This window comes from Paenibacillus sp. JT22N12 (genome assembly GCF_056269365.1).
In genome coordinates this window covers 38841-59019 of record NZ_JBWDNU010000015.1, presented here as the reverse complement: position 1 = coordinate 59019, position 20179 = coordinate 38841, and the positions used below count along the sequence as shown (strand labels likewise).

The 20179-nt window shown below is 51.7% G+C and carries 19 protein-coding genes and 1 riboswitch; of the genes, 1 reads left to right on the top strand and 18 read right to left on the bottom strand.

Annotation, left to right across the window (positions count from 1 at the left end; translation table 11 throughout):
• Positions 1-3 precede the first annotated feature (3 nt).
• From AC0YOA_RS32655 to lepB, 9 genes are all read right to left on the bottom strand, one after another.
• Positions 4-798 carry an ABC transporter ATP-binding protein gene (locus AC0YOA_RS32655; protein WP_475790147.1) on the bottom strand — a complete coding sequence of 265 codons (795 nt, stop codon included), beginning with the start codon at positions 796-798 and terminating at the stop codon, positions 4-6.
• Complete coding sequence (locus AC0YOA_RS32650; protein ID WP_475790146.1) at positions 795-1832, bottom strand: FecCD family ABC transporter permease; 1038 nt, start codon at positions 1830-1832, stop codon at positions 795-797. The genes AC0YOA_RS32655 and AC0YOA_RS32650 overlap by 4 nt, the downstream gene beginning before the upstream one ends.
• On the bottom strand, positions 1833-2897 hold the full coding sequence (locus tag AC0YOA_RS32645; RefSeq protein ID WP_475790234.1) for an ABC transporter substrate-binding protein: 1065 nt from the start codon (positions 2895-2897) through the stop codon (positions 1833-1835).
• 307 nt (positions 2898-3204) lie between these two features.
• A riboswitch (cobalamin riboswitch) is annotated at positions 3205-3363 on the bottom strand.
• Positions 3364-3417: 54 nt separating this feature from the next.
• Positions 3418-5655: a heavy metal translocating P-type ATPase gene (locus tag AC0YOA_RS32640; protein WP_475790145.1), complete on the bottom strand. Its 2238-nt coding sequence runs from the start codon at positions 5653-5655 to the stop codon at positions 3418-3420.
• A gap of 291 nt (positions 5656-5946) precedes the next feature.
• On the bottom strand, positions 5947-6258 hold the full coding sequence (locus AC0YOA_RS32635; RefSeq protein ID WP_475790144.1) for a rhodanese-like domain-containing protein: 312 nt from the start codon (positions 6256-6258) through the stop codon (positions 5947-5949).
• 203 nt (positions 6259-6461) lie between these two features.
• The gene (locus tag AC0YOA_RS32630) at positions 6462-6773 is read right to left on the bottom strand and encodes a heavy metal-binding domain-containing protein (protein WP_210041049.1); all 312 of its coding nucleotides are present in this window, start codon (positions 6771-6773) and stop codon (positions 6462-6464) included.
• 17 nt (positions 6774-6790) lie between these two features.
• Positions 6791-7135: a DUF3889 domain-containing protein gene (locus AC0YOA_RS32625; protein ID WP_475790143.1), complete on the bottom strand. Its 345-nt coding sequence runs from the start codon at positions 7133-7135 to the stop codon at positions 6791-6793.
• 77 nt (positions 7136-7212) lie between these two features.
• Complete coding sequence (locus tag AC0YOA_RS32620) at positions 7213-8241, bottom strand: DUF4184 family protein (protein WP_475790142.1); 1029 nt, start codon at positions 8239-8241, stop codon at positions 7213-7215.
• 24 nt (positions 8242-8265) lie between these two features.
• Positions 8266-8805, bottom strand: coding sequence for a signal peptidase I (gene lepB / locus AC0YOA_RS32615; protein WP_475790233.1), 540 nt, complete (start codon positions 8803-8805; stop codon positions 8266-8268).
• A gap of 187 nt (positions 8806-8992) precedes the next feature.
• On the opposite strand from lepB, the gene AC0YOA_RS32610 reads away from it, so the two are divergent.
• Positions 8993-10201 carry an MFS transporter gene (locus AC0YOA_RS32610; protein WP_475790141.1) on the top strand — a complete coding sequence of 403 codons (1209 nt, stop codon included), beginning with the start codon at positions 8993-8995 and terminating at the stop codon, positions 10199-10201.
• 302 nt (positions 10202-10503) lie between these two features.
• Here AC0YOA_RS32610 and AC0YOA_RS32605 read toward each other — a convergent pair whose 3' ends face one another.
• From AC0YOA_RS32605 to rny, 9 genes are all read right to left on the bottom strand, one after another.
• Entirely contained in the window at positions 10504-11001 is a 498-nt protein-coding gene (locus AC0YOA_RS32605) for a YlbF/YmcA family competence regulator (protein ID WP_475790140.1), read from the bottom strand.
• 40 nt (positions 11002-11041) lie between these two features.
• The gene (gene miaB / locus AC0YOA_RS32600; RefSeq protein ID WP_475790139.1) at positions 11042-12637 is read right to left on the bottom strand and encodes a tRNA (N6-isopentenyl adenosine(37)-C2)-methylthiotransferase MiaB; all 1596 of its coding nucleotides are present in this window, start codon (positions 12635-12637) and stop codon (positions 11042-11044) included.
• A 142-nt stretch (positions 12638-12779) separates the two neighbouring features.
• The gene (pduL, locus tag AC0YOA_RS32595) at positions 12780-13349 is read right to left on the bottom strand and encodes a phosphate propanoyltransferase (RefSeq protein ID WP_475790138.1); all 570 of its coding nucleotides are present in this window, start codon (positions 13347-13349) and stop codon (positions 12780-12782) included.
• A 103-nt stretch (positions 13350-13452) separates the two neighbouring features.
• Positions 13453-14319 (bottom strand): 2-oxoacid:ferredoxin oxidoreductase subunit beta, encoded by an 867-nt coding sequence (locus AC0YOA_RS32590; protein WP_210041063.1) that lies wholly within the window; start codon positions 14317-14319, stop codon positions 13453-13455.
• Positions 14320-14321: 2 nt separating this feature from the next.
• Positions 14322-16055, bottom strand: a complete 1734-nt coding sequence (locus AC0YOA_RS32585; RefSeq protein WP_475767652.1) for a 2-oxoacid:acceptor oxidoreductase subunit alpha — start codon at positions 16053-16055, stop codon at positions 14322-14324.
• 201 nt (positions 16056-16256) lie between these two features.
• Complete coding sequence (locus AC0YOA_RS32580; RefSeq protein WP_475790137.1) at positions 16257-17204, bottom strand: dipeptidase; 948 nt, start codon at positions 17202-17204, stop codon at positions 16257-16259.
• Between the two features lie 93 nt (positions 17205-17297).
• A complete protein-coding gene (locus AC0YOA_RS32575; protein ID WP_188992461.1) occupies positions 17298-17564 on the bottom strand; it encodes a stage V sporulation protein S in 267 nt (88 codons plus the stop codon).
• Between the two features lie 150 nt (positions 17565-17714).
• Complete coding sequence (locus AC0YOA_RS32570; protein WP_210041073.1) at positions 17715-18509, bottom strand: TIGR00282 family metallophosphoesterase; 795 nt, start codon at positions 18507-18509, stop codon at positions 17715-17717.
• A gap of 73 nt (positions 18510-18582) precedes the next feature.
• Positions 18583-20124 carry a ribonuclease Y gene (gene rny, locus AC0YOA_RS32565; RefSeq protein WP_210041075.1) on the bottom strand — a complete coding sequence of 514 codons (1542 nt, stop codon included), beginning with the start codon at positions 20122-20124 and terminating at the stop codon, positions 18583-18585.
• Between the last annotated feature and the right edge of the window lie 55 nt (positions 20125-20179).

The following is a 20179-nucleotide window of genomic DNA, read 5'->3' as shown; positions in this document are numbered from 1 at the left end:
CCTTTATCCCTGCTTGGCAGACGCTCTGCCCGGCAGCAATAGAAGCTGCGGCACACCGGTCTGAGGATGCGGCATCACAACGGACCTTGCTCCATACACGCGGTGGATCATGTCCTCGCTCATGACAGCTGCCGGTGTCCCAAATGCTTCAACTCGTCCTTCGCTGAGCACGAGCAGTTCCTCGCAATACTGGGCTGCCAAGTTCAAATCATGCAGCACAGCCACCACCGTCATCCCGCGTTCCTGCTGCCAGCTTTTTACCGTATCCAGCATCTGCATCTGGTAGCCGATATCCAGATAGGTAGTCGGCTCATCAAGCAGCAGAAGTCTTGGCTGCTGCACCATGACCTTGGCCAAAGCAACGCGCTGCCGCTCCCCGCCGCTCAGCTGATCTATCCGCCGATGCTGCAGCTCGTCAAGCCCCATCGCGGAAATAGCCTCATCGATCAGCGGCCCGGTATCTGTCTTCTCATCGCCCATCCAGTTCTGGAAGGGATACCGTCCCATGCCGATTACCTCGCGGACTGTGAAGCCAACAGCCGCTAGGCCGCCCTGCTGCAGCACTGCGAGCCATTTGGCCAAGGACTTGCGGCCGTACCGCTCCGCAGGAATACCTTCAAGAAGCAGCTTCCCGGCAGTCGGCGATTCAACGCCAGCCAAGAGCTGCAGCAGAGTCGATTTGCCAACGCCGTTCGGACCGATAATCCCGTACATCCGCCCGGCTTCCAGCTTGAACGATATTCCGTTCAGGATGCGTGTCCCGTCGATTGATCTCTCAAGCCCGATCGCTTCGATCATAATGCCCCTCCCCGCTGCACCTTGCGCCTGTACAACAGATAGGCGAAGAATGGCGCTCCGATCAAGGCTGTGACTACACCCAGCGATATCTCCTTGGGACTCAGCGCCGTCCGCGCCAGCGTATCGGCCCACAGCAGATAGATGCCGCCGCCAACGGCCGACAGCGGAATAATAATACGGTAATCCGGTCCGACCAGCAGCCTCAGCAGATGCGGAACAACCAGTCCAACAAACCCGACCACGCCGGAGATTGATACCGCCACAGCGGTCAGTAACGTAGAGACAATAAGTACAATAATCTTCGTCCGCTCCACGTCAATCCCCATATAAGCCGCGTGGCGCTCGCCAAAAGCAAACATATTAAGCGGCTGTGAATAGCGGATGAGCACAGGAAGACCAATGATCAGAAAAGGAAAAATGAGCTGCACATGCTCCCAGCCGCGCGCACTCAGACTGCCCATCAGCCAGAACATAATTTCATTGACAACCCCTTGCGACAAGGAAACCATAAATGTGACGAAGGCGCCAAGAAAAGCCTGCACGATCACGCCCGATAAAATCAGGGTCTCCACATTCACCGCTCCGCGCGCACGCGAAAGGGCAAACACAATAATCAACGTTATGATGCCGGTAATAAAAGCAACCAGCGGTATGGACCAAATCCCGATAACCGTCTGATAGCCGAAGAGAATCAGGAAGGATGCGCCGACCGCGCAGCCCGATGCCACGCCTAGCGTGAATGGGTCTGCGAGCGGATTGCGCAGCACACCCTGGAAACCGGCCCCGGCCAAGGATAAGCAGGCCCCGACCATTACTGCAAGCAGCACGCGAGAGAGGCGGAGCTGTGTGACAATAGCAATGTCCCCTTCGTCCCATTTGCCCTCCGCGCCGCCCATCCAGGGAAGCTGATGAACGAGAATGCCCCATACGTTGCGCAGCGGAAGTCCGGCTGAACCGATCGACATACTGACCACAATAGATGCGACAAGGAGGAGCATGGCTGCTCCTCCGAATACGTACAGTTTAAGTTTCATTTACTTGATCAGGTCAGGATGCAGCTTTTTGGCTACCTCCCGCAGTCCTTCCGCAAGACGCGGGCCTACCCGCACGAGAGGGTCCTGGTCGACCTCGTAAATCTTCTTGTCCTTGATCGCCGCAATCGTGTTCCAGCCCGGACGGCCTTCAATTCCTGTGAGGATCGGATTTTTCTCGCCTTCCTTGACGATCATGGAAGCGTAGATGATCACATCCGGGTTCGTTTTCACGACCGATTCGGGATCGATTTCATACCAGCCCTGTTGATCGGCAATATTGGTGCCTCCTGCGATCGTAAGCAGCTCGTCAAGAAATTCGCCTTTCCCTACCGTCCAGCCAGGGGAGAATTCAAGGAATACCTTAGGCTTTGGCGCATCCTTTACCGCATCTGTCACCTGCTGGCGAACGTCCTGCATATGCCCGGTTACTTCAGCCGCTTCCTTGGTCTTATCCATAATGGAACCGACTTGCGTAATTTTAGCTATGACATCATCATACGTTTTCGGATCGCTTGCATATACAGTCAGCTTCAGTGAACGCAGCTTATCAACAATCGGCTGGTTCATTCCCGAAGAAGCAAGCACCAGGTCCGGCTTCAGGCTGACGATTTTCTCAACATTCGCTTCCATGCCGCCGATTTTCTCTTTGGCTGCAGCATCCTCCGGGTAGTTGGAGAAATCATCCACAGCCACGACCTGCTCGCCTGCTCCAATAGCATAAACGATTTCCGTTTCACTTGGTACAAGCGTCACGATTCTGGAAGGCGCCTGGGCAAAAGTAAGCTCTGTACCTGTTGCATCCTTGACGGTCAACGGATAAACGGTTGCTCCTGCGGCTGTTTCCGCATCGGCCGCACCGTTATTGGCCGCTTCTTCCGTTCCGGATTGATCCGTACCGCCGTTTGCCGTGGTTTCTGTCGCCGTTGCCGGATCTTCCACGCTTGTGCCGGACCCGCCCGTGTTATTGGTATTGCTGTTTCCGCAAGCTGCGGTAAGCAGCAGCATGGCTGCGAGAAGCAGCATAAGAGAATATTTCGTCCAGGATATTCGTTTTACAGTATTCATCAATTCGTCTCTCTCCTAAAAAAATATAATTTTGTACAACTCAAACTAAGAAGAAACGGCTGCCGCGGCCTTCTGGCGGCTATGCCAAGCTTCTTCACCTCAGAACTATAAGCAAAGTATGGTGGGATTTATACTTCCTTATATCAAAAAAAGCATCGCCGACATGGAAATGTCAGAAATGCTCTAGTTCTTTCGAACAGCGGCTTGTTGACGGAACGCCTCGTCAGGCGGAGCGTTCATAATAAGAACCCGTGTCAAAGCCAATCTTTAAGCACCTCCCTAAGTCCTCGTAGGTAGCGTTTATATAAAAACAGGCAGGTAGTCTGACTTGAAGCAAGCCCGAATCCAAGCGGATCATCGGGAGCTCCTTACAGTGGCGGGTCCGTGCCGGCTTCTCACCGGTCTTCCCCTATTAAGCCGAATCGCAGAGAATCTTAAACAAAAAAGCGGATTGCGGCACCTGTTTTTAATCCTATTCAGTTGTGCATGTGTAAATATATCACTCTCATACGCTGCTTGTCTATACAGGCTGCTGATCGACCCTCCTGGCATCGCTGTTTTTTCCCAAAGCCCTCTTCATCTGCCCGTTAAGCCGAAGCGCGTTGCCGACAACAGATACCGAACTAAGCGCCATCGCCGTTCCCGCCATCCATGGCTCCAGTCCGCCGAAGGCCGCAAAAGGGATGACAATCATGTTGTAAACAAAGGCAAAGCCAAGGTTCTGGCGGATATTCCTCACCGTCAAACGGCTGATGACCAATGCCTCGTGTATACCGGTAAGTCTCGGACGCAGCAGCGTCAGATGGCCCGCATCCAGCGCAGCGTTGGTCCCGCTGCCCATAGCCATGCCGACATGGGCTGCGGCCAGCGCTGGCGCATCGTTCCAGCCGTCTCCCGCCATGCCTACTACCTGTCCCTTCTTCTGCAGACTGCGGACAAGCTCCGCCTTATGCTCCGGCAGCATGGACGGATGGAAATCCGCAATGCCTACAGCATGCGCGGCATGCCTGGCAGCGGGCAAATGGTCGCCCGTCGCCAATAAGACGGAGACCCCCGCGGCTTGCAGCAAACGGACTGCCTCCGGAGCCGACCGTTTCACCGGATCGGCGAAAGCAAACGCGCCAGCGCATACCCCGTCCCGCGCCGCGTAGATAATGGTTTCGCCGGCCAGCTCCCTATGGCTGGCGAACATGGCTGTGCTCGGGCTAATTTGCCAGCCCTGCTCTGCGGCAAAGGCCGCATTGCCGATCTGGACCTGCTCTCCCTCCACAACCGCCCCAATGCCCTTGCCGGGCATAGAATGAAACGCGTCCGCCTGCGGCACGTCAATCCCGGCCCGCTCCGCTGCGGTTCTGATCGCCGCGGCAAAAGGATGCTGCGCCTGGGATTCCGCGGCGGCGGCAAGCCGCAGCAGCGCGTTTCGGGAGCCGCGCAGCGGAAATATCGCGGTAATGGCAGGACGTCCTTCGGTAAGTGTGCCCGTCTTGTCAAGCACAATCGTATTCAGCTGCGCCAAACGCTCCAGAGCGCCTGCCTCTTTGAGCACAATTCCACGCCGCGCAAGCTTGCCTGAGGCCAGAACAAGCGATATGGGCGCAGCCAGCCCGAGCGCGCAAGGGCAGGCCGCCAGCAGTACCGCGAGCGCGTGGATTCCCGCTGCACCTGCGTCGCCCGGGCGCAGCACAAACAGCCAAAGCAGCAGTGTTGCAAGGGACAACCCCAGCATGACGGGTACGAAAATTGCGGAAAGGCGGTCCACTCTCCGGCCGATCGTCGATTTGGTCGACTGGGCCTGGCGGGTCAATGCCGCGATTCGGCTCAGCAGCGTATCGTCACCGGAAGCTGTGATTCGCACATGCAGCCCGGAGACCGCAGCCGTCGTACCGGCAAATATCTGGTCGCCGGCTGTTTTCACCACCGGCATGCTTTCGCCGGTCAGAAAGGATTCATTGATCTCCGTCTCTCCGTCCAGCAATACTCCGTCAGCAGGTAATGGGATACCCGCTTCAGTCAGCAGATGTTCGCCAGTCCGGATTCGCGCAAGCGGTACTCTCTCCTGGATGCCTCCGCGCACGATAACCGCGTCCTTGGGCTGCAGCTGTGCAAATGCCTCTCCTTCCGACATCACCCTCTCGGAAGCAGCGGCTTCCAACAGCTTCCCCAGCAGAACGGCAGTGATGACAACAGCCGAGGTTTCAAAATATAGCGGTTTGCCGGCCATCATCGCATAGTAGCTGTATCCGAAGGCAGCCGTCGTCCCGATGGCTACAAGCACATCCATCGTAGCTGTCCGCTCCCGCAGCGCATAATAGGAACCAAAATAAAAAGGCATGCCGATGAAAAACTGTATGATGGATGCAAGCGCAAACTGCAGCAGCGGCTCCTGCAGCATGACAGGCAGGGGAACCCCATGCAGCCAGCTGTAATGATGCGCCATAGTCCAGAGCAGAGGGAGTGTGAGCAGCGCAGAAATAATAAAACGCATACGCAGAGAACCGATTTCGGATAAACCTGTCTGTTCCTCGCCGAAAGGGAACGCATGGAACCCGAGTTGGGCAATGCGCTCAATAACGGAGGATGAGCTCACCAGCCCTTGGGCGACACGGATGTTGGCTGATTTTCCGGCATAATGGACGGAGACTCCGTATACGCCATCCATCTTGCCCACAGCCTTCTCAATTCTGACCGCGCACGCGGTGCAGCTCATCCCCTCAATGCGTAGATCCAGCACTTCCTCTGCGGCATACTCTTGCACCATGCATCCCTCCTTCCCCAGATCAAAACTTTGTCTGCTATCTGCGAAACCGTCAAGGATTGTCCTATTCCTCACTATATGGCAGAATTCCGCTCCTCATGATTATCCCGGCGATAATCTTGCCTGATTCACGAGCCATCACCGTTCGATACGTCGTCTTTCCAGGCTGGCTGCTCCCGGGATCCCGGCTTTATTCAATTCGCCGTTCCTGAACAAACAAAAAAGCACCGGCAATTACGCCGATGCTCCTCTTATATACTGCTATGGCTATCAAACCTGTTATCAAAGCTTGCCTTACTCTCCTGTTACTACTTCCCCAGGCCAGCTCAGCATCCCGCCAGCCATATTCACAACCTCGTAGCCCTGAGCGGACAAATAATCGCAGGCTTTGCCGCTGCGGTTGCCGCTCCGGCAAACCAGATAGATCGGTTCCTCAAAATCAGTCAATTCTCCTACACGCTCCACGAACTCGGACAACGGGATGCTGACCGCTTCGGCGATATGGCCCGATTGCCACTCATCCGGCTCTCTGACATCGATAACGCTCAGCTTCTCCCCTTCACGCAGACGTGTTTCAAGCTCGCTTGCCATTATTTCCCCATACATACACAAGCATCTCCTTCTTATAGGTCCATTCAGGATTGAAGTTTATTCAGCAATCACATTTGCATTGTACCGTTGTCCGCTGCCGATGTCCAGTCATCCGTAAAACGCGCGTTACGCCTCAAATCGAAAAGAAACGGCTGTTATCAAAAAAAGCACCCGCCAGAAAAGGCAGATGCTTGATCGCGTATTCTATTTATCCATCACTACACGCGGACTGCCGTTCCACTCACGGCAACCATGAGCATTCCTTCACGGACCACCTCATAATCGATATCAATCCCGACAATCGCATTGGCTCCCATACGCGAGGCATTAGCGGACATTTCGCTGAAGGCTACATCGCGCGCTTCCTTCAGTTTGGTTTCATATGCTCCTGAGCGCCCCCCGACAATATCGGTAATGGATGCGAACAAGTCGCGCATGATGTTGGCTCCCATAATGGCTTCGCCAGTTACGACACCCAAATAATCCTGAATCGGCTTTCCTTCAATCGTCGGCGTTGTTGTGAATATCATTCTTCACTCTCCCAGGCTCAAATTATTTTATAATGAGCGGCCTGCTTGGCAGGCTTGCCATCCTCCGTAAACCGGATCATAATAACTTTCTCGGTCTTGCGATCGAACCAGATGCTCACCTTTACACTGAGCTTCCGGTTGCCTTTATCAACAATTAAACGGAAAGATTCGGAGAGAACGCCTGCCTGCTCGGTTCGTCTTCCCAAATGCTTATAGTCCACTATATCGGCATGATACCGTTTGATGGTTTCCTTCACGGCAAGTCTTCCCCATTTGGCATAATCGGGTTCAGCTGAAGCCGCGTGCGTACGGCAGACCATCAGAATCAGCAGTGCCGCTGTTAGAATCATTGTTTTTTTCATAAAAGGACACCTCCACTATTTGGAAAGTAGAGTGCCCGCACAAGCTCTATTCTATTCGTGAACCGTCAGTTGAATGTCTAGTACTTCCCGGGAAAGGTTACTCTTTGTTTCAAGGCTTTTCCTTGGTCTCCGTTCTTGCCGTTGGCCCTTACACATAACATGCAGGATATAATCAGCAGAACTGCCCAGGCCAGGTAAAAGCAAAACCAGATAACCTGCTGTTCATTCTGAACATGCCGCCAATCCAGGATGGTACGGCTTGCCATCAGCCGATGCTCCAGCCAGACCTGTGCCGCTTTATAGGAAAGAATCGTGATTCCGATAAGCACAAGTGATGCAACAGCAGCGATGATCCGGTTGTTTCTGGCCGCGATATACAGCAGCGAGGAGGCAAACCAGCCGAACAGCATCGCTGACATGGGAGCCACGATCCATACCCCGACCCAATCAAGATTATCGGCGGAGAGGCCCTTGGCCAGAAACAGGAAAGCCCCAAGGACCACCGCACAACCCCATAGTAATTTGCGCGTCATGGGGATGGCCAAAGGCTGCAGCGTGATGAGGGAAACAGACCTTAACCATACGAAATAACGCCGGAGCAGCACCAGTGCCGGAACAAGCAGCCCCAGAACAGAAAATCCATACTGCAGCCATGAGTAAACGCCTTTACCCGCTATTATGGTCCGCAAAGCAGGGAAATCGCTGACAAACCCTCCTGTGTGTGTCCAGCCGTCCATGAAGATATGGGTCAGGAAGCCGATAAACAGCGACACGAGAAGGACCGACCATTCTCGAAAGGAACGGACACGCCAATCCTTGAGCATGCTTTGAACGAAATGATCAAGGCCTCCCCGGGCAGGCATAAACTTTGGCAGAACAGGCTTTACGACCAAATGAAATACAAAAGCAAGCGCGATTGACAACGGCATTCCGAGCAGCAAAAACCCTTTCAGGGAATGACCGATGGTACGGTACGGCTCCATGGCAATAAAATACTCCATATCAGGCGCCATACTGCCAAGCACAAGTCCAGTCACACTTAGCCATTTCGGGGCAATGCGGTGCAGCGGTGCTGCATATAACGGATGCGCGAATGTAAAAGGCATCGTCTACCCCCTTTTTTTAAAAATTCAATTCAGCAGTCCGAATTTATTAAGCGGCCACAAGCGGAACACCGCTCTGCCCTCCAGGCTTGATATGGAGATCGGGCCGAGCTCCCGGCTGTCCTGGCTGTTCTCGCGATTATCACCCATCACGAATACTTTTTTGTCCGGAACGGTATAGGGGATACTCAACCCGTTGCTGAATGTCAACCCTTTTACATAAGGCTCTTCCAGCACGGTTCCATTAATAAGAACGTGTCCATCCTTGATATCGAGCATGTCCCCGGGCAGTCCGATGACCCGTTTAACCAGTCTTTTATCGCTTTCAGGCCCCGAAATAATGACAATATCACCACGGTTAGGCTGATCAAAATGATAGGACAATTTGTCCTCGATAAGCCGCTGCCCTTCAAAAAGGGTATGCTGCATGGACACATTTCTAACTTCGGTTTGGGCAAATGCATAATTCTGAATGAGAAGTGCTGCGACCACTGCGATCGTTAATGATAATAACCAGTCTCTGACCTCGCGTACCCATTTCCTGGTCCTTGGCTGCTCCGGATCCACTTTCAACTTCCATTCTCCTCTCTGTCCTACAAGGATATCCAGGCTAAGCATCTATCATTAATACGATTGAACCTGGTAATTAGTTGCTTTGCACAACCAAATCTTCAATAAAAAAAGGATTGCCCCTCCTAAGCGCCATGCGATAGAGTATAGAGACAAAACCTTCTATGCCAAGGAGTGAAACAGCTTGCAAGTTGAAACTGCCGCCCGCCTGAGCCGGACCAGCATGGCCTTAAGCCGGTTTGATCATGCTGTCTTTATCGCCGTTACATTACTTTATTGGTCGACTCTGTACGTTTATGTTCCTATATTAACACCTTTTATGAAGGAAGGCGGCTATTCGGACATCCTGATCGGTGTTGTGCTCGGGAGTTACGGTTTTACACAGATGTTCATCCGTTTCCCACTTGGATTGTTGTCGGACAAGATGCACAAGCGCAAGCCCTTCATGATGCTGGGTCTGTTGAGCGGAGCCCTGAGCTGTCTCTTGTTTATGATTCCGGGTTCATGGATGTGGCCGCTGGCTGGAAGGATCATGTCCGGCGTATGCGCATCCGCCTGGGTTGCCTTTACAGTGCTCTATGCCGCCTACTTCTCTGCTAATGAAGCGACCAAAGCGATGAGCAACATCAGCTTCCTGACGGTCATCGGTCAATTGATCGGAATGACGTTAAGCGGTTGGCTGGCTGGCGCTTACAACTGGAATGCGGCTTTTATTACAGGTGTGGGACTTGGACTCTTGGGTTTGATTCTGACCTTTGCGGTAAAAGAGCCGCAGGGCGGTGTCGCCCGTGCCCCGATATCGCTCAAATACTTGCGGGAGATCGTTCGGAATCCGACCCTGCTGCAGGTATCCATACTATCCATTCTGGCGCACAGCGTGCTGTTTATTACCATGTTTGGCTTCACGCCGCTGAAAGCGACCTCGCTGGGAGCGACAAGCGGCCAACTCACGATTATCGTTATTGCGTTCATGGTGCCGCATGCAATCACATCCCTGCTAAGCGGACGAATTATTGCGCCCCGCTTCGGAACCTGGAATGTTGCTGCAGCCGGATTCGCGCTCAGCGCGGTGTTCACGGTGGCCATCGCATACTCGCCGTCACTGGGGTGGCTGGCAGCCACACAGGCGCTGAACGGCTTTGCCCAGGGCCTTCATTTCCCGCTCCTGCTGGGACTCGCCATACAGCCGTTTGAGCCGTCTAAACGGGCGACGGCCATGGGATTCTACCAGGCGGTATATTCCATAGGCATGTTCGCAGGACCTTTTCTTGCCGGCTTTGTTAATGACGGCTTCGGCCGGGATTACGGATTTTGGCTGGGAGGGGCATTTGCGCTCAGCGCCGTTATACTTACCTTGATCTGGAAACGCTCTCCCAATCAAACCATTCGTTAAAAGCTGCTCCATTTCATAACAGCTGCAATTCTTCGGCTGTTAACAAAGCTTTCTTTATTTTACCAAACGGCAGCCTTCCTGTCAGCTTGCCTGCAGCTTTGGAAGTATGTCTGTCTATCTTTTTTACCGCCGCTTTACTTCTATGCAGCGGGTAAAGCGGCGATGGAACACAGCTGTCTCCCGGCAGCGCTGCAAAGCTTGCTCCCCCGGCGCAAAACACAGTAAACTTTATATTTTAGAAAAGCTGGCGCCGATAAGAATCGGGCCAGCTTTTTTGCGGGGATCGGGACGGGTGTTCCTTCTTATTCGATACATTCCTCCGGATCATCGGCAGGCGATGCATCCTCAACATTGATTTTCTCGGCGACTGTGTCACGAATGACGGACACGACCGTTTGCAGCAGATAATTGATATCCGCTTGGCTTTGCTGAAATTCCGTAATAATTGGAATTCCATCCAGCTCATCCTGCAGCACTTCTATTTCTTTTTCAATCTTGGCGACCATATCCGTATTTTTGAACGTGGTTTCAAATGCTACGATTTCCTTCTGCTTCTTCTTGATCAGCGCAATCAGATCCTGAATGCGCGTATTGCCCTGAATCTGCTTCTCCGCGCGGCGGAAATGCTGAACTTCCTCGGAAGTATACAGCATGTCGGCCAATTCCTTGGTTTTGAGCATAATATCTTTACGAACGATTATATCTTCCGTATTAAACGAAGGTACATTATAACCTTCTCCGTGCGCATGATCATGCTCGTGTCCATGCTCATGTTTTGCTGCTGTCTGTTCGTTTGCCATGTTCATTCCAACTCCTCAATTTTTTGCGCAGCCATTGTCCCTATGACACCGCTTCTTGCGCAGACGGTTCTATAATCGGTTCTGCTTTGATATACCAGGTTTGTGAATCGGTAACACGTGCCTGGATGAACTGTCCGATCCATTCCCTGGGCCCTTCCAGATGAACCAGCTTATTCGTGCGCGTCCTTCCGGACAATACATGGGCATTGTTCTTGCTTTCGCCTTCCACGAGCACTTCCACCAGTTGGCCGACCATTCTCTCATGGCTGACCCGGCTCAGCTCGGCTATCAGACTGTTCAGACGAGCCAGACGGGCTTTCTTGATCTCCATGGGGATATTATCTTCCATATCGGCTGCCGGAGTCCCTACACGGGGCGAATAAATAAACGTATAGGCGGAATGAAATCCGACCTCGCTCACAAGCGACAGCGTATCCTCAAACTGCTCATCAGTCTCGCCGGGAAATCCGACAATGATATCCGTCGTTAACACGGCATCCGGAATCGCCCGTTTGATTTTGCCCACCAGCTCCAGATACATCTCTCGCGAATATTTTCGGCTCATCCGCTTCAGGACTTCCGAACTGCCCGATTGTACCGGCAGATGGATATGCTCCACCAGGTTGCCGCCTCCGGCCAGAACTTCAATCAGATGATCGTCAAAGTCGCGCGGATGGCTTGTCGTGAAGCGCACACGCGGAATATCGATCTTCGAGATATCCGCCATAAGATCCCCGAATCGGTATTGGATATCTTCAAAATCCTTGCCGTAGGCATTCACATTCTGGCCAAGCAGCGTTATTTCCTTAAAGCCTTGACGGGCCAAATCCCGCACTTCGGCGATTACATCCTCCGGACGGCGGCTGCGTTCCTTCCCGCGCGTATACGGTACAATACAGTAGGTGCAGAATTTATCGCAGCCATACATGATATTAATCCAGGCCCGCATGCCTTCGCGTTTCTTCGGAAGGTTCTCGATAATATCGCCTTCCTTGGACCACACTTCGACGACCATTTCCTTGCTGAACATGGCATCCTGCAGCAGCTGCGGCAGCCGATGAATATTATGCGTACCGAAGATGATATCCACGAACGGATGCTTCTGCATAATGCGGCCTACCACTGATTCCTCCTGGGACATGCAGCCGCAAACGCCAAGTATCAGCCCTGGCTTCTCAATCTTCAAATGCTTCAAATGACCAAGCTCGCCGAATACTTTATCCTCCGCATTCTCTCTTACCGCGCAGGTATTGAGCAGGATTACATCGGCCTGCTGACGGTCTTCTGTCGCCTGATAGCCCATCTCCTCGAACAAGCCTCTCATCACTTCCGTGTCATGCTCATTCATCTGGCAGCCATAGGTGGCGATCAAATAAAACTTTCCTTGACCAAGCTTGGCAATCTGGGGAGGTATAACAAAATCGTAGTGCACCTGAATCTCTTCCTTGCCGCGGCTCTTCTCATTCTTGTAGCTTGGCGCAGAGTTGATCGTAATATCCCGGCCCTTAATCCGGTATGTCGTCTTGCCTTCAGTCTCCTTGATGACTTTGGCGCCTGAGAAATCGAAGTATTTGGAGTAGTCTTTTTCGCTCTTCACGGATTGCAGTTCCGCAGCGTTCTGGCTCTCCTTGCTCACGTTGTGTTTCACTTCCTTCCAATATACGTGCACCAATTGCTTGATTGTATCGGTCCATTCCCTGATTATATCAAACTGCCGTCTGTTTATAAAGAAAAATGAGGACCCGCATTCGGGCCCTCACGTACCATCATCAGTCTTCTTATCCGATGATTTCCGCCTGATCTCCTGTCTTTGCCCCGGCCGCATTGGCTTCATCCGTATCAATATGCATATCCAACGAATAGTCCGGTGATACGCGGGCGATCACCTGGTCAAGCACAAGGCCTCTTTCGCCGTGCAATCGCACGGATAACCGCTGCTTGTCCGTTATTCCATAACGCTCGGCATCGCTTGTGTGAAAATGAATATGTCTGGCGGCCACTATAACGCCTTCTTCTATCTTCACTTCCCCCGCCGGACCTTTAATTACAATACCGGCAGATCCGGCAATATTGCCCGATTCCCGCACCGGCGGATTCACTCCGAGAGCAAAGGCGTCCGTACGCGACACTTCCAGCTGCGTTCGCCTGCGTACCGGTCCAAGTATGCGGACCTTCGGGAAGCTGCCTTTTGGTCCGATGACCTCAACGGTTTCGTTTGCCGCATATTGGCCGGGTTGTGACAATGGTTTAAACTCGGTAAGCGCGGCACCCTCGCCGAATAACAAGACCAAATCTTCTGGAGATAAATGAATATGCCGGGCGGAAACACCTACAGGTACTGTTCTCATGCTGAATTCTCCTATTCATCTAAAAAGTATTGATCCGCTTATCTTGTATAAAAGGCATACAGCCCGAATGGGTTGTATGCCTTCATTAAGCTGCTGCGCCGTCTTATTTGAACTCGGCAAGCAATTTCTCGAATTGATCCTGCGGCAGCGTCAGATCCTGGTTGGCCAAGCCCTCTTCTTTGAAGCCGACAATCAGGTCATCGTAGGCTTTCCGCTCTTTATTCTGATATATCAGTCCGGTCAGCATGCCGCCGGTCTCCATGATTTTGTTCATCGCCAGCATCCGGTTGGAAGAATCATATTCAGGAAACTGTTCCAGATTGACGATATTCTCTTTAAACCAGTCGTAGGTGTTGACTTTATTGAAGGTTACGCAAGGGCTGAATACGTTGATCAGCGAGAAGCCTTTGTGATTCAGGCCTGCTTCTATCAATGCAGTCAGCTGCTTCAAATCGCTCGAGAATGATTGGGCTACGAATGTTGCTCCTGCCGACATTGCAATTTCAAGTGGGGACAGCGTCGACTCGATCGATCCTTCAGGCGTTGACTTGGTTTTGAAGCCTTCCGCGCTGCGCGGGGAAGTTTGCCCCTTTGTCAAACCGTATATTTGGTTATCCATAACAATATAAGTAATGTCCAGGTTGCGGCGAATGGCATGCACGGTATGTCCCATACCAATCGCAAAGCCGTCCCCGTCGCCGCCTGAGGCAATAACGGTCAGCTCGCGGTTGGCAAGCTTCACACCCTGCGCGATCGGGAGCGACCGGCCATGGATCCCATGCAGCCCATAGGCATTGATATAACCGGAAATCCGGCCGGAACAGCCGATGCCGGAAACGACTGCCAATTTCTCAGGCTCCAGGCCCACATTCGCTGCTGCTCGCTGAATCGCCGCTTGTACGGAGAAGTCGCCGCAGCCGGGACACCAGTTAGGCTTTACGTTATTACGGAACTCTTTGAATGTCGCCATCTCTAGACCAACTCCTTACAAGCTTTGTAAACTTCGGAAGGCAGGAACGGATTGCCGTCATATTTCAGCAGGCTGTGTATTTTTTCGGCTTGGCCGACGTGCAGCTTCACTTGAGAAGCAAGCTGAGCTGTCGCGTTATTCTCAAGCACAACCACTTTTTTCGCGCTCTGCATGTACGAGTTTACCAGATCGGTAGGGAATGGATGGATTTGGCGAATCGTAATGTGATTGATTGTATGTCCATCCTTATCCAGTCGGGTGCGCGCTTCGTCTATCGTTCCGCCAGTGGAACCCATTCCAATGACAAGCAGATCTGCTTCCTCATGTGGAGCATCAGCCCGGACCGCATCCCGGATCAGCATATTGTCAAGCTTCGAAAGTCGTTTGTCCATCATTTTCTTGCGGTTGACGGCGCTCTCGGATGGACGCCCGGTCTCGTCATGCTCAACGCCTGTCACGTGATGGATACCATTCTTGTCGCCTGGAATAACGCGCGGTGAAACACCATCTTCCGTGAGCTCGTAACGCTTGAACAACTGATTGGTTTCAAGCTCCGGCAGGTCTCGGGTAAGCTTGCCGCGGCTGATTTTCACTTTGTCCAGATCAAGCGTCTCGCAGGACTGCTTGCCCAGCGAAAGCTGCAGGTCCGTCATCAGAATGACCGGAACCTGATATTCCTCGGATAAGTTGAAGGATTCAATAGTGTCATAGAAGCAGTCCTCTATCGAAGCAGGAGCAATGACAATCTTCGGAATTTCCCCATGCGTTCCGTAAACCATGGCGTTCAAGTCGGATTGCTCCTGTTTCGTAGGCAGCCCAGTCGAAGGTCCGCCGCGCTGGGTATCCACGATAACGAGCGGCGTTTCCGTCATGCCCGCAAGGCCGATGGCCTCCATCATCAACGACAGGCCAGGTCCCGCGGAAGCGGTCATTGTACGCACACCTGCGTAATTGGCTCCGATCGCCATCGTTACTGCTGCAATCTCATCCTCGGTTTGGACAACAGTCCCGCCGAGCTTGGGCAGCTTTTTGATCAAATATTCCATAATTTCCGAAGCGGGGGTAATCGGGTAAGCGGCCATCAAGCGGCATCCGCCGGCCAAAGCGCCGAGTCCGATTCCTTCATTGCCGATCATGAACAGCTTTTGCTTGCCGTCTGCAGGCTCAAGCTGGAATTCCTCCAGCGGACCACCGGCCAGATCCAGTACAAAATCCGAGCCGCGCTTGACCGCCTCCACGTTCTTCTCGACGATCGCCGGACCTTTGCGTCCGAACTCCTCTTCTACCGCTTTATTAAATACATCGATAGGCAGACCAAGAAGCGCCCAGGATGCGCCGGACGCCACCATATTTTTCATAAGGGAGGTGCCAAGATCCTCTGCAATCGATGTGATTGGAACAGGAAACAAACGGGCGTTGGTACCCTCCGGCAGAACGGGACTGAATTTTGCGTCAGCTACGACTACGCCGCCTGCACGAAGTTCATGTGCGTTCAAATCGATGCTTTCTTGGTCGAACGCGACCAGAATGTCCAAATCATCGGATATCGCCCGAATCGGATTCGTGCTGATCCGAATTTTGTTATTCGTATGCCCGCCCTTAATACGGGAAGAAAAGTGACGATACCCGTACAAGTAGTAGCCAAGTCGGTTGAGCGCCGTAGAGAAAATACGGTCCGTACTTTCAACGCCTTCCCCTTGTTGTCCACCGATCTTCCAAGACAATTGACTGATCAAAATGCCCATCTCCTCTTTTTGATGAACGTTCTTTCTCGACAAATTATAACGAAATACATGCTGTATGTTCATGGAAATTATATAGAGTCTCATAAATAGTATGATGACAGGTACTAAAAAGCAAGATGTAAACGCTATTTTCTAATATAACTCTTTTCGATGGAATCCATACCGGAAAGAGATCGAATGGCGAATAATTATTCAGGCAGGCAGATGTTTCGTTAAGAAACGAAGCGCATTTTCAGCAAAAAAATCTTGAACTTGCTCTGCATTATACTGTTTCAGCAGCGTTTCTTTCAAATTCACCAGCTCCCCGGGATTCGATAGGCCCGCCACATGGGTATCGATACCATCAAAATCGGAACCAAAAACCAATTGCTTTCCGCCCCCCAGCCCGCATATCCGCTCCACATGCCGCAGGACATCATTAATATCAGCGCGGCCGCCTTCACGCACGAACTGCGGCACAAAAGTTATACCGATCAATCCGTCCATCGCAATAAGAGCTCTTATCTGATCATCCGACAAATTGCGAGGATGGTTGCAAATCTCCCTGGAGTTGGAATGGGAAGCAATAATGGGTCTGCCTGAAGCATCCACCACATCCCAAAAAGAGCGCTCGCTCAAATGCGAAGCATCCAGCAGTATGCCTAATCGGTTGCATTCCGCTACAAACTCTCCGCCTTTGGCCGTTAGCCCCCCCTGCCTGGGCTCCATGACACCGTCAGCCCCCCAGTTGGCATTATTCCAGGTCAGACCCGCCGCGCGAACGCCAAGCTCAAACAGGATGCGCAGCATAGCCATATCTCCCTGCAGTCCATCTGCACCTTCGAGTGAAAGCATAGCGCCGATTACCCCGTCCTTGCGCAAATTCCGCACATCTTCCGGAGAGCGCACGAAGCGCATACCGGGTGCCGCGAGCACCTTTTGATGAAACAAATCGATGCTTCGCAGGATTGGAACCATTGTTTTCTCGCTGCGCTCGGAGACATAGATAGCAAAGATCTGGAGGATCGAATCCGCCTGCTGCAATCTTGGCAATGACACATCGAGCGTCAAATCGGGATTATCTATGAAGGACAACCGGTCATTTTCAAGCATCTTCCACAGCACATCGCAATGAAAATCAACGGCGGGTATCATTTTCATATAAGCTTTCCTCCCAAGCTTTCCCATATTTGCATGCAAAAAAACCTGTCTACGCCGTAAACAGGTTTCAAATTGAATATTTAGGCAGTATCCTTATCGCGGCTCCACAATAAGCTTGATTGCCGTACGATCTTCTCCATCAATGACGATGTCTGTAAAAGCCGGAATGCAGATCAGATCCACCCCGCTGGGAGCCACAAATCCACGGGCAATAGCAACCGCTTTTACCGCCTGGTTCAAAGCACCAGCCCCGATGGCTTGCAGTTCGGCCGCTCCGCGCTCACGCAGTACACCCGCCAACGCCCCTGCAACGGAATTAGGATTGGACTTTGCTGAAACTTTTAATACATTTACGTCCATGTAAAGTACCTCCTCGGGAATGATGGATGGATACCACTATTTAAATAGTATTCGAGAGAGGCAATAAAATTCCTTCTTTATTGGCGAACACTTTACAAAATGTTCTGAATTATGAGAATTTTCAATGATTCACATTGGAAGCCGTTATGATTACATCATGGCCAAGTCTGTCTCGGTCATGCGTATTTTCTGAATCCGCTTCGCTTGCCCAGTAGATTCATCGATATCAATCAGGGCCGCATGAAAATGCCAGTCTCCTTCATCCACGACGAACCGGGTCGGAAGCTGCGTTTTGAATTTGTAAATAACCGCTTCACGTTCCATACCGAGAACGCCTTCCTTGGAGCCCACCATGCCGACATCGGTTAAATATGCAGTGCCCCCAGGCAAAATCCGATCATCATTGGTTTGTACATGGGTATGTGTACCTACAACAAAAGAAGCTCTGCCATCCAGATACCAGCCCATGGCAATTTTCTCCGAGGTCGCTTCCGCATGAAAATCTACGAGAATGCATTTGGTTTCCGCTCGCATCTGATCCACCAGCTCATCCGCCTTGCGGAATGGACAATCAATCGGAGGCAGGAAGGCCCGGCCTTGAAGATTAATAATCGCGAGCTCCTTGCCATTCGCTTTTATAATCGCTGCCCCTTTGCCAGGAGCCTCATCAGCAAAATTGGCGGGACGGATGATACGCGGCTGATCATCGATCCATTCAAATATATCTTTGTTATCCCATGTGTGGTTCCCCATGGTGATGCCATGAACGCCTGCATCCAATAATTCCTTAACAATCGCGGCTGTAATTCCTCTTCCTGCTGCTGCATTCTCACCATTTGCGATGATGATATGGGGATTGTATTTGCTCTTGAGCGACGGCAGTATTTTTTTGACCGCTGTGCGGCCGACGCTGCCGACGATATCACCGATAAATAAGACGTTCATCTCATAACCTCGCTTATATAGACTAGAAAAGTGGCCGACAAGCAGCCACTTTTCTAGTTTCTTTCTGATTTTGTTATTTGGCATACTCGACTGCACGCGTTTCGCGAATGACTGTCACCTTGATATGACCCGGATAATCGAGCTCACTCTCAATTTTCTTCGTAATATCACGCGCCAAGCGGAATGCTTCGGTATCATCAATCTTGTCCGGTTGAACCATGACGCGAACCTCGCGTCCTGCTTGTATAGCATACGACTTCTCAACGCCTTCAAACGATTCTGAGATGCCCTCAAGCTTCTCCAGACGCTTGATGTACGTTTCGAGCGTTTCACGTCTTGCTCCCGGTCTTGCAGCGGACAGAGCATCTGCAGCTCCAACCAGCATCGCAATAACCGATGTCGCTTCACAATCGCCGTGATGGGATGCAATACTGTTGATAACAACGGGATGTTCCTTATATTTCTTGGCCAGCTCAACGCCAATTTCCACATGAGAGCCTTCCACTTCATGATCGAGTGCTTTACCGATGTCATGAAGCAATCCGGAACGTTTGGCGAGCGTGATATCTTCCCCTAGCTCCGCTGCCATAAGTCCTGTCAAATAGGCGACTTCCATGGAATGCTTCAATACGTTTTGACCATAACTCGTCCGATATTTCAATCGGCCCAAAATTTTGATCAAGTCCGGATGTAAGCCATGCACGCCAACCTCAAAGGTAGCCTGCTCCCCGTATTCGCGGATTCGTTCATCCACTTCCTTACGCGATTTCTCGACCATCTCTTCGATGCGGGCTGGATGGATTCGTCCATCTGCAACCAGCTTCTCAAGCGATGTCCGGGCAATCTCGCGGCGTATCGGATCAAATCCGGACAAGATGACCGCTTCCGGTGTATCGTCAATTATGAGATCGATACCGGTCAACGTTTCCAGGGCACGAATATTGCGGCCTTCACGCCCGATAATGCGGCCTTTCATTTCTTCATTAGGCAGGGTAACGACGGATACGGTTGTTTCAGCCACATGATCTGCTGCGCAGCGTTGAATCGCAAGCGAAATGATATTGCGGGCTTTCTTATCGGCTTCCTCTTTTGCTTGTTGTTCAATTTCTTTAATCATTTGCGCTGTTTCATGACGAACTTCCAATTCGACATTGTTCAGGATGATCTGTTTGGCCTCATCCATCGTCAAGTTCGAAATACGCTCAAGCTCACTAAGCTGCTGCTTGTAGAGAGAATCGATCTGTTCTTGCGTCTCCTCGATCCGTTTCTCTTTGTTGGCTACTTGTTCTTCTTTGCGCTCCAGCGTTTCTATCTTTTTATCCAACGACTCTTCCTTTTGAACAAGCCGTCTTTCAAGACGCTGTACCTCATTGCGACGTTCGCGAATATCTCTCTCTGCCTCGGTACGGAGCTTGTGGACTTCGTCTTTCGCTTCGACCACTGTTTCTTTCTTGAGCGCTTCTGCTTCTTTACGCGCACTGTCAACGATCTGACTTGCGGCTTGCTCGGCGCTAGAAATCTTGGCCTCGGCGATTGACTTTCGAATAAAATACCCGATACCAAAGAAAATCACACCAACAACGAGAGCGATCAGGATCCAAATCCAATCTGGCATCTTCTCACCTCCTCGTTGCTCACCAAAGCAAACGCTTGGGACTATTTTGTTTTTC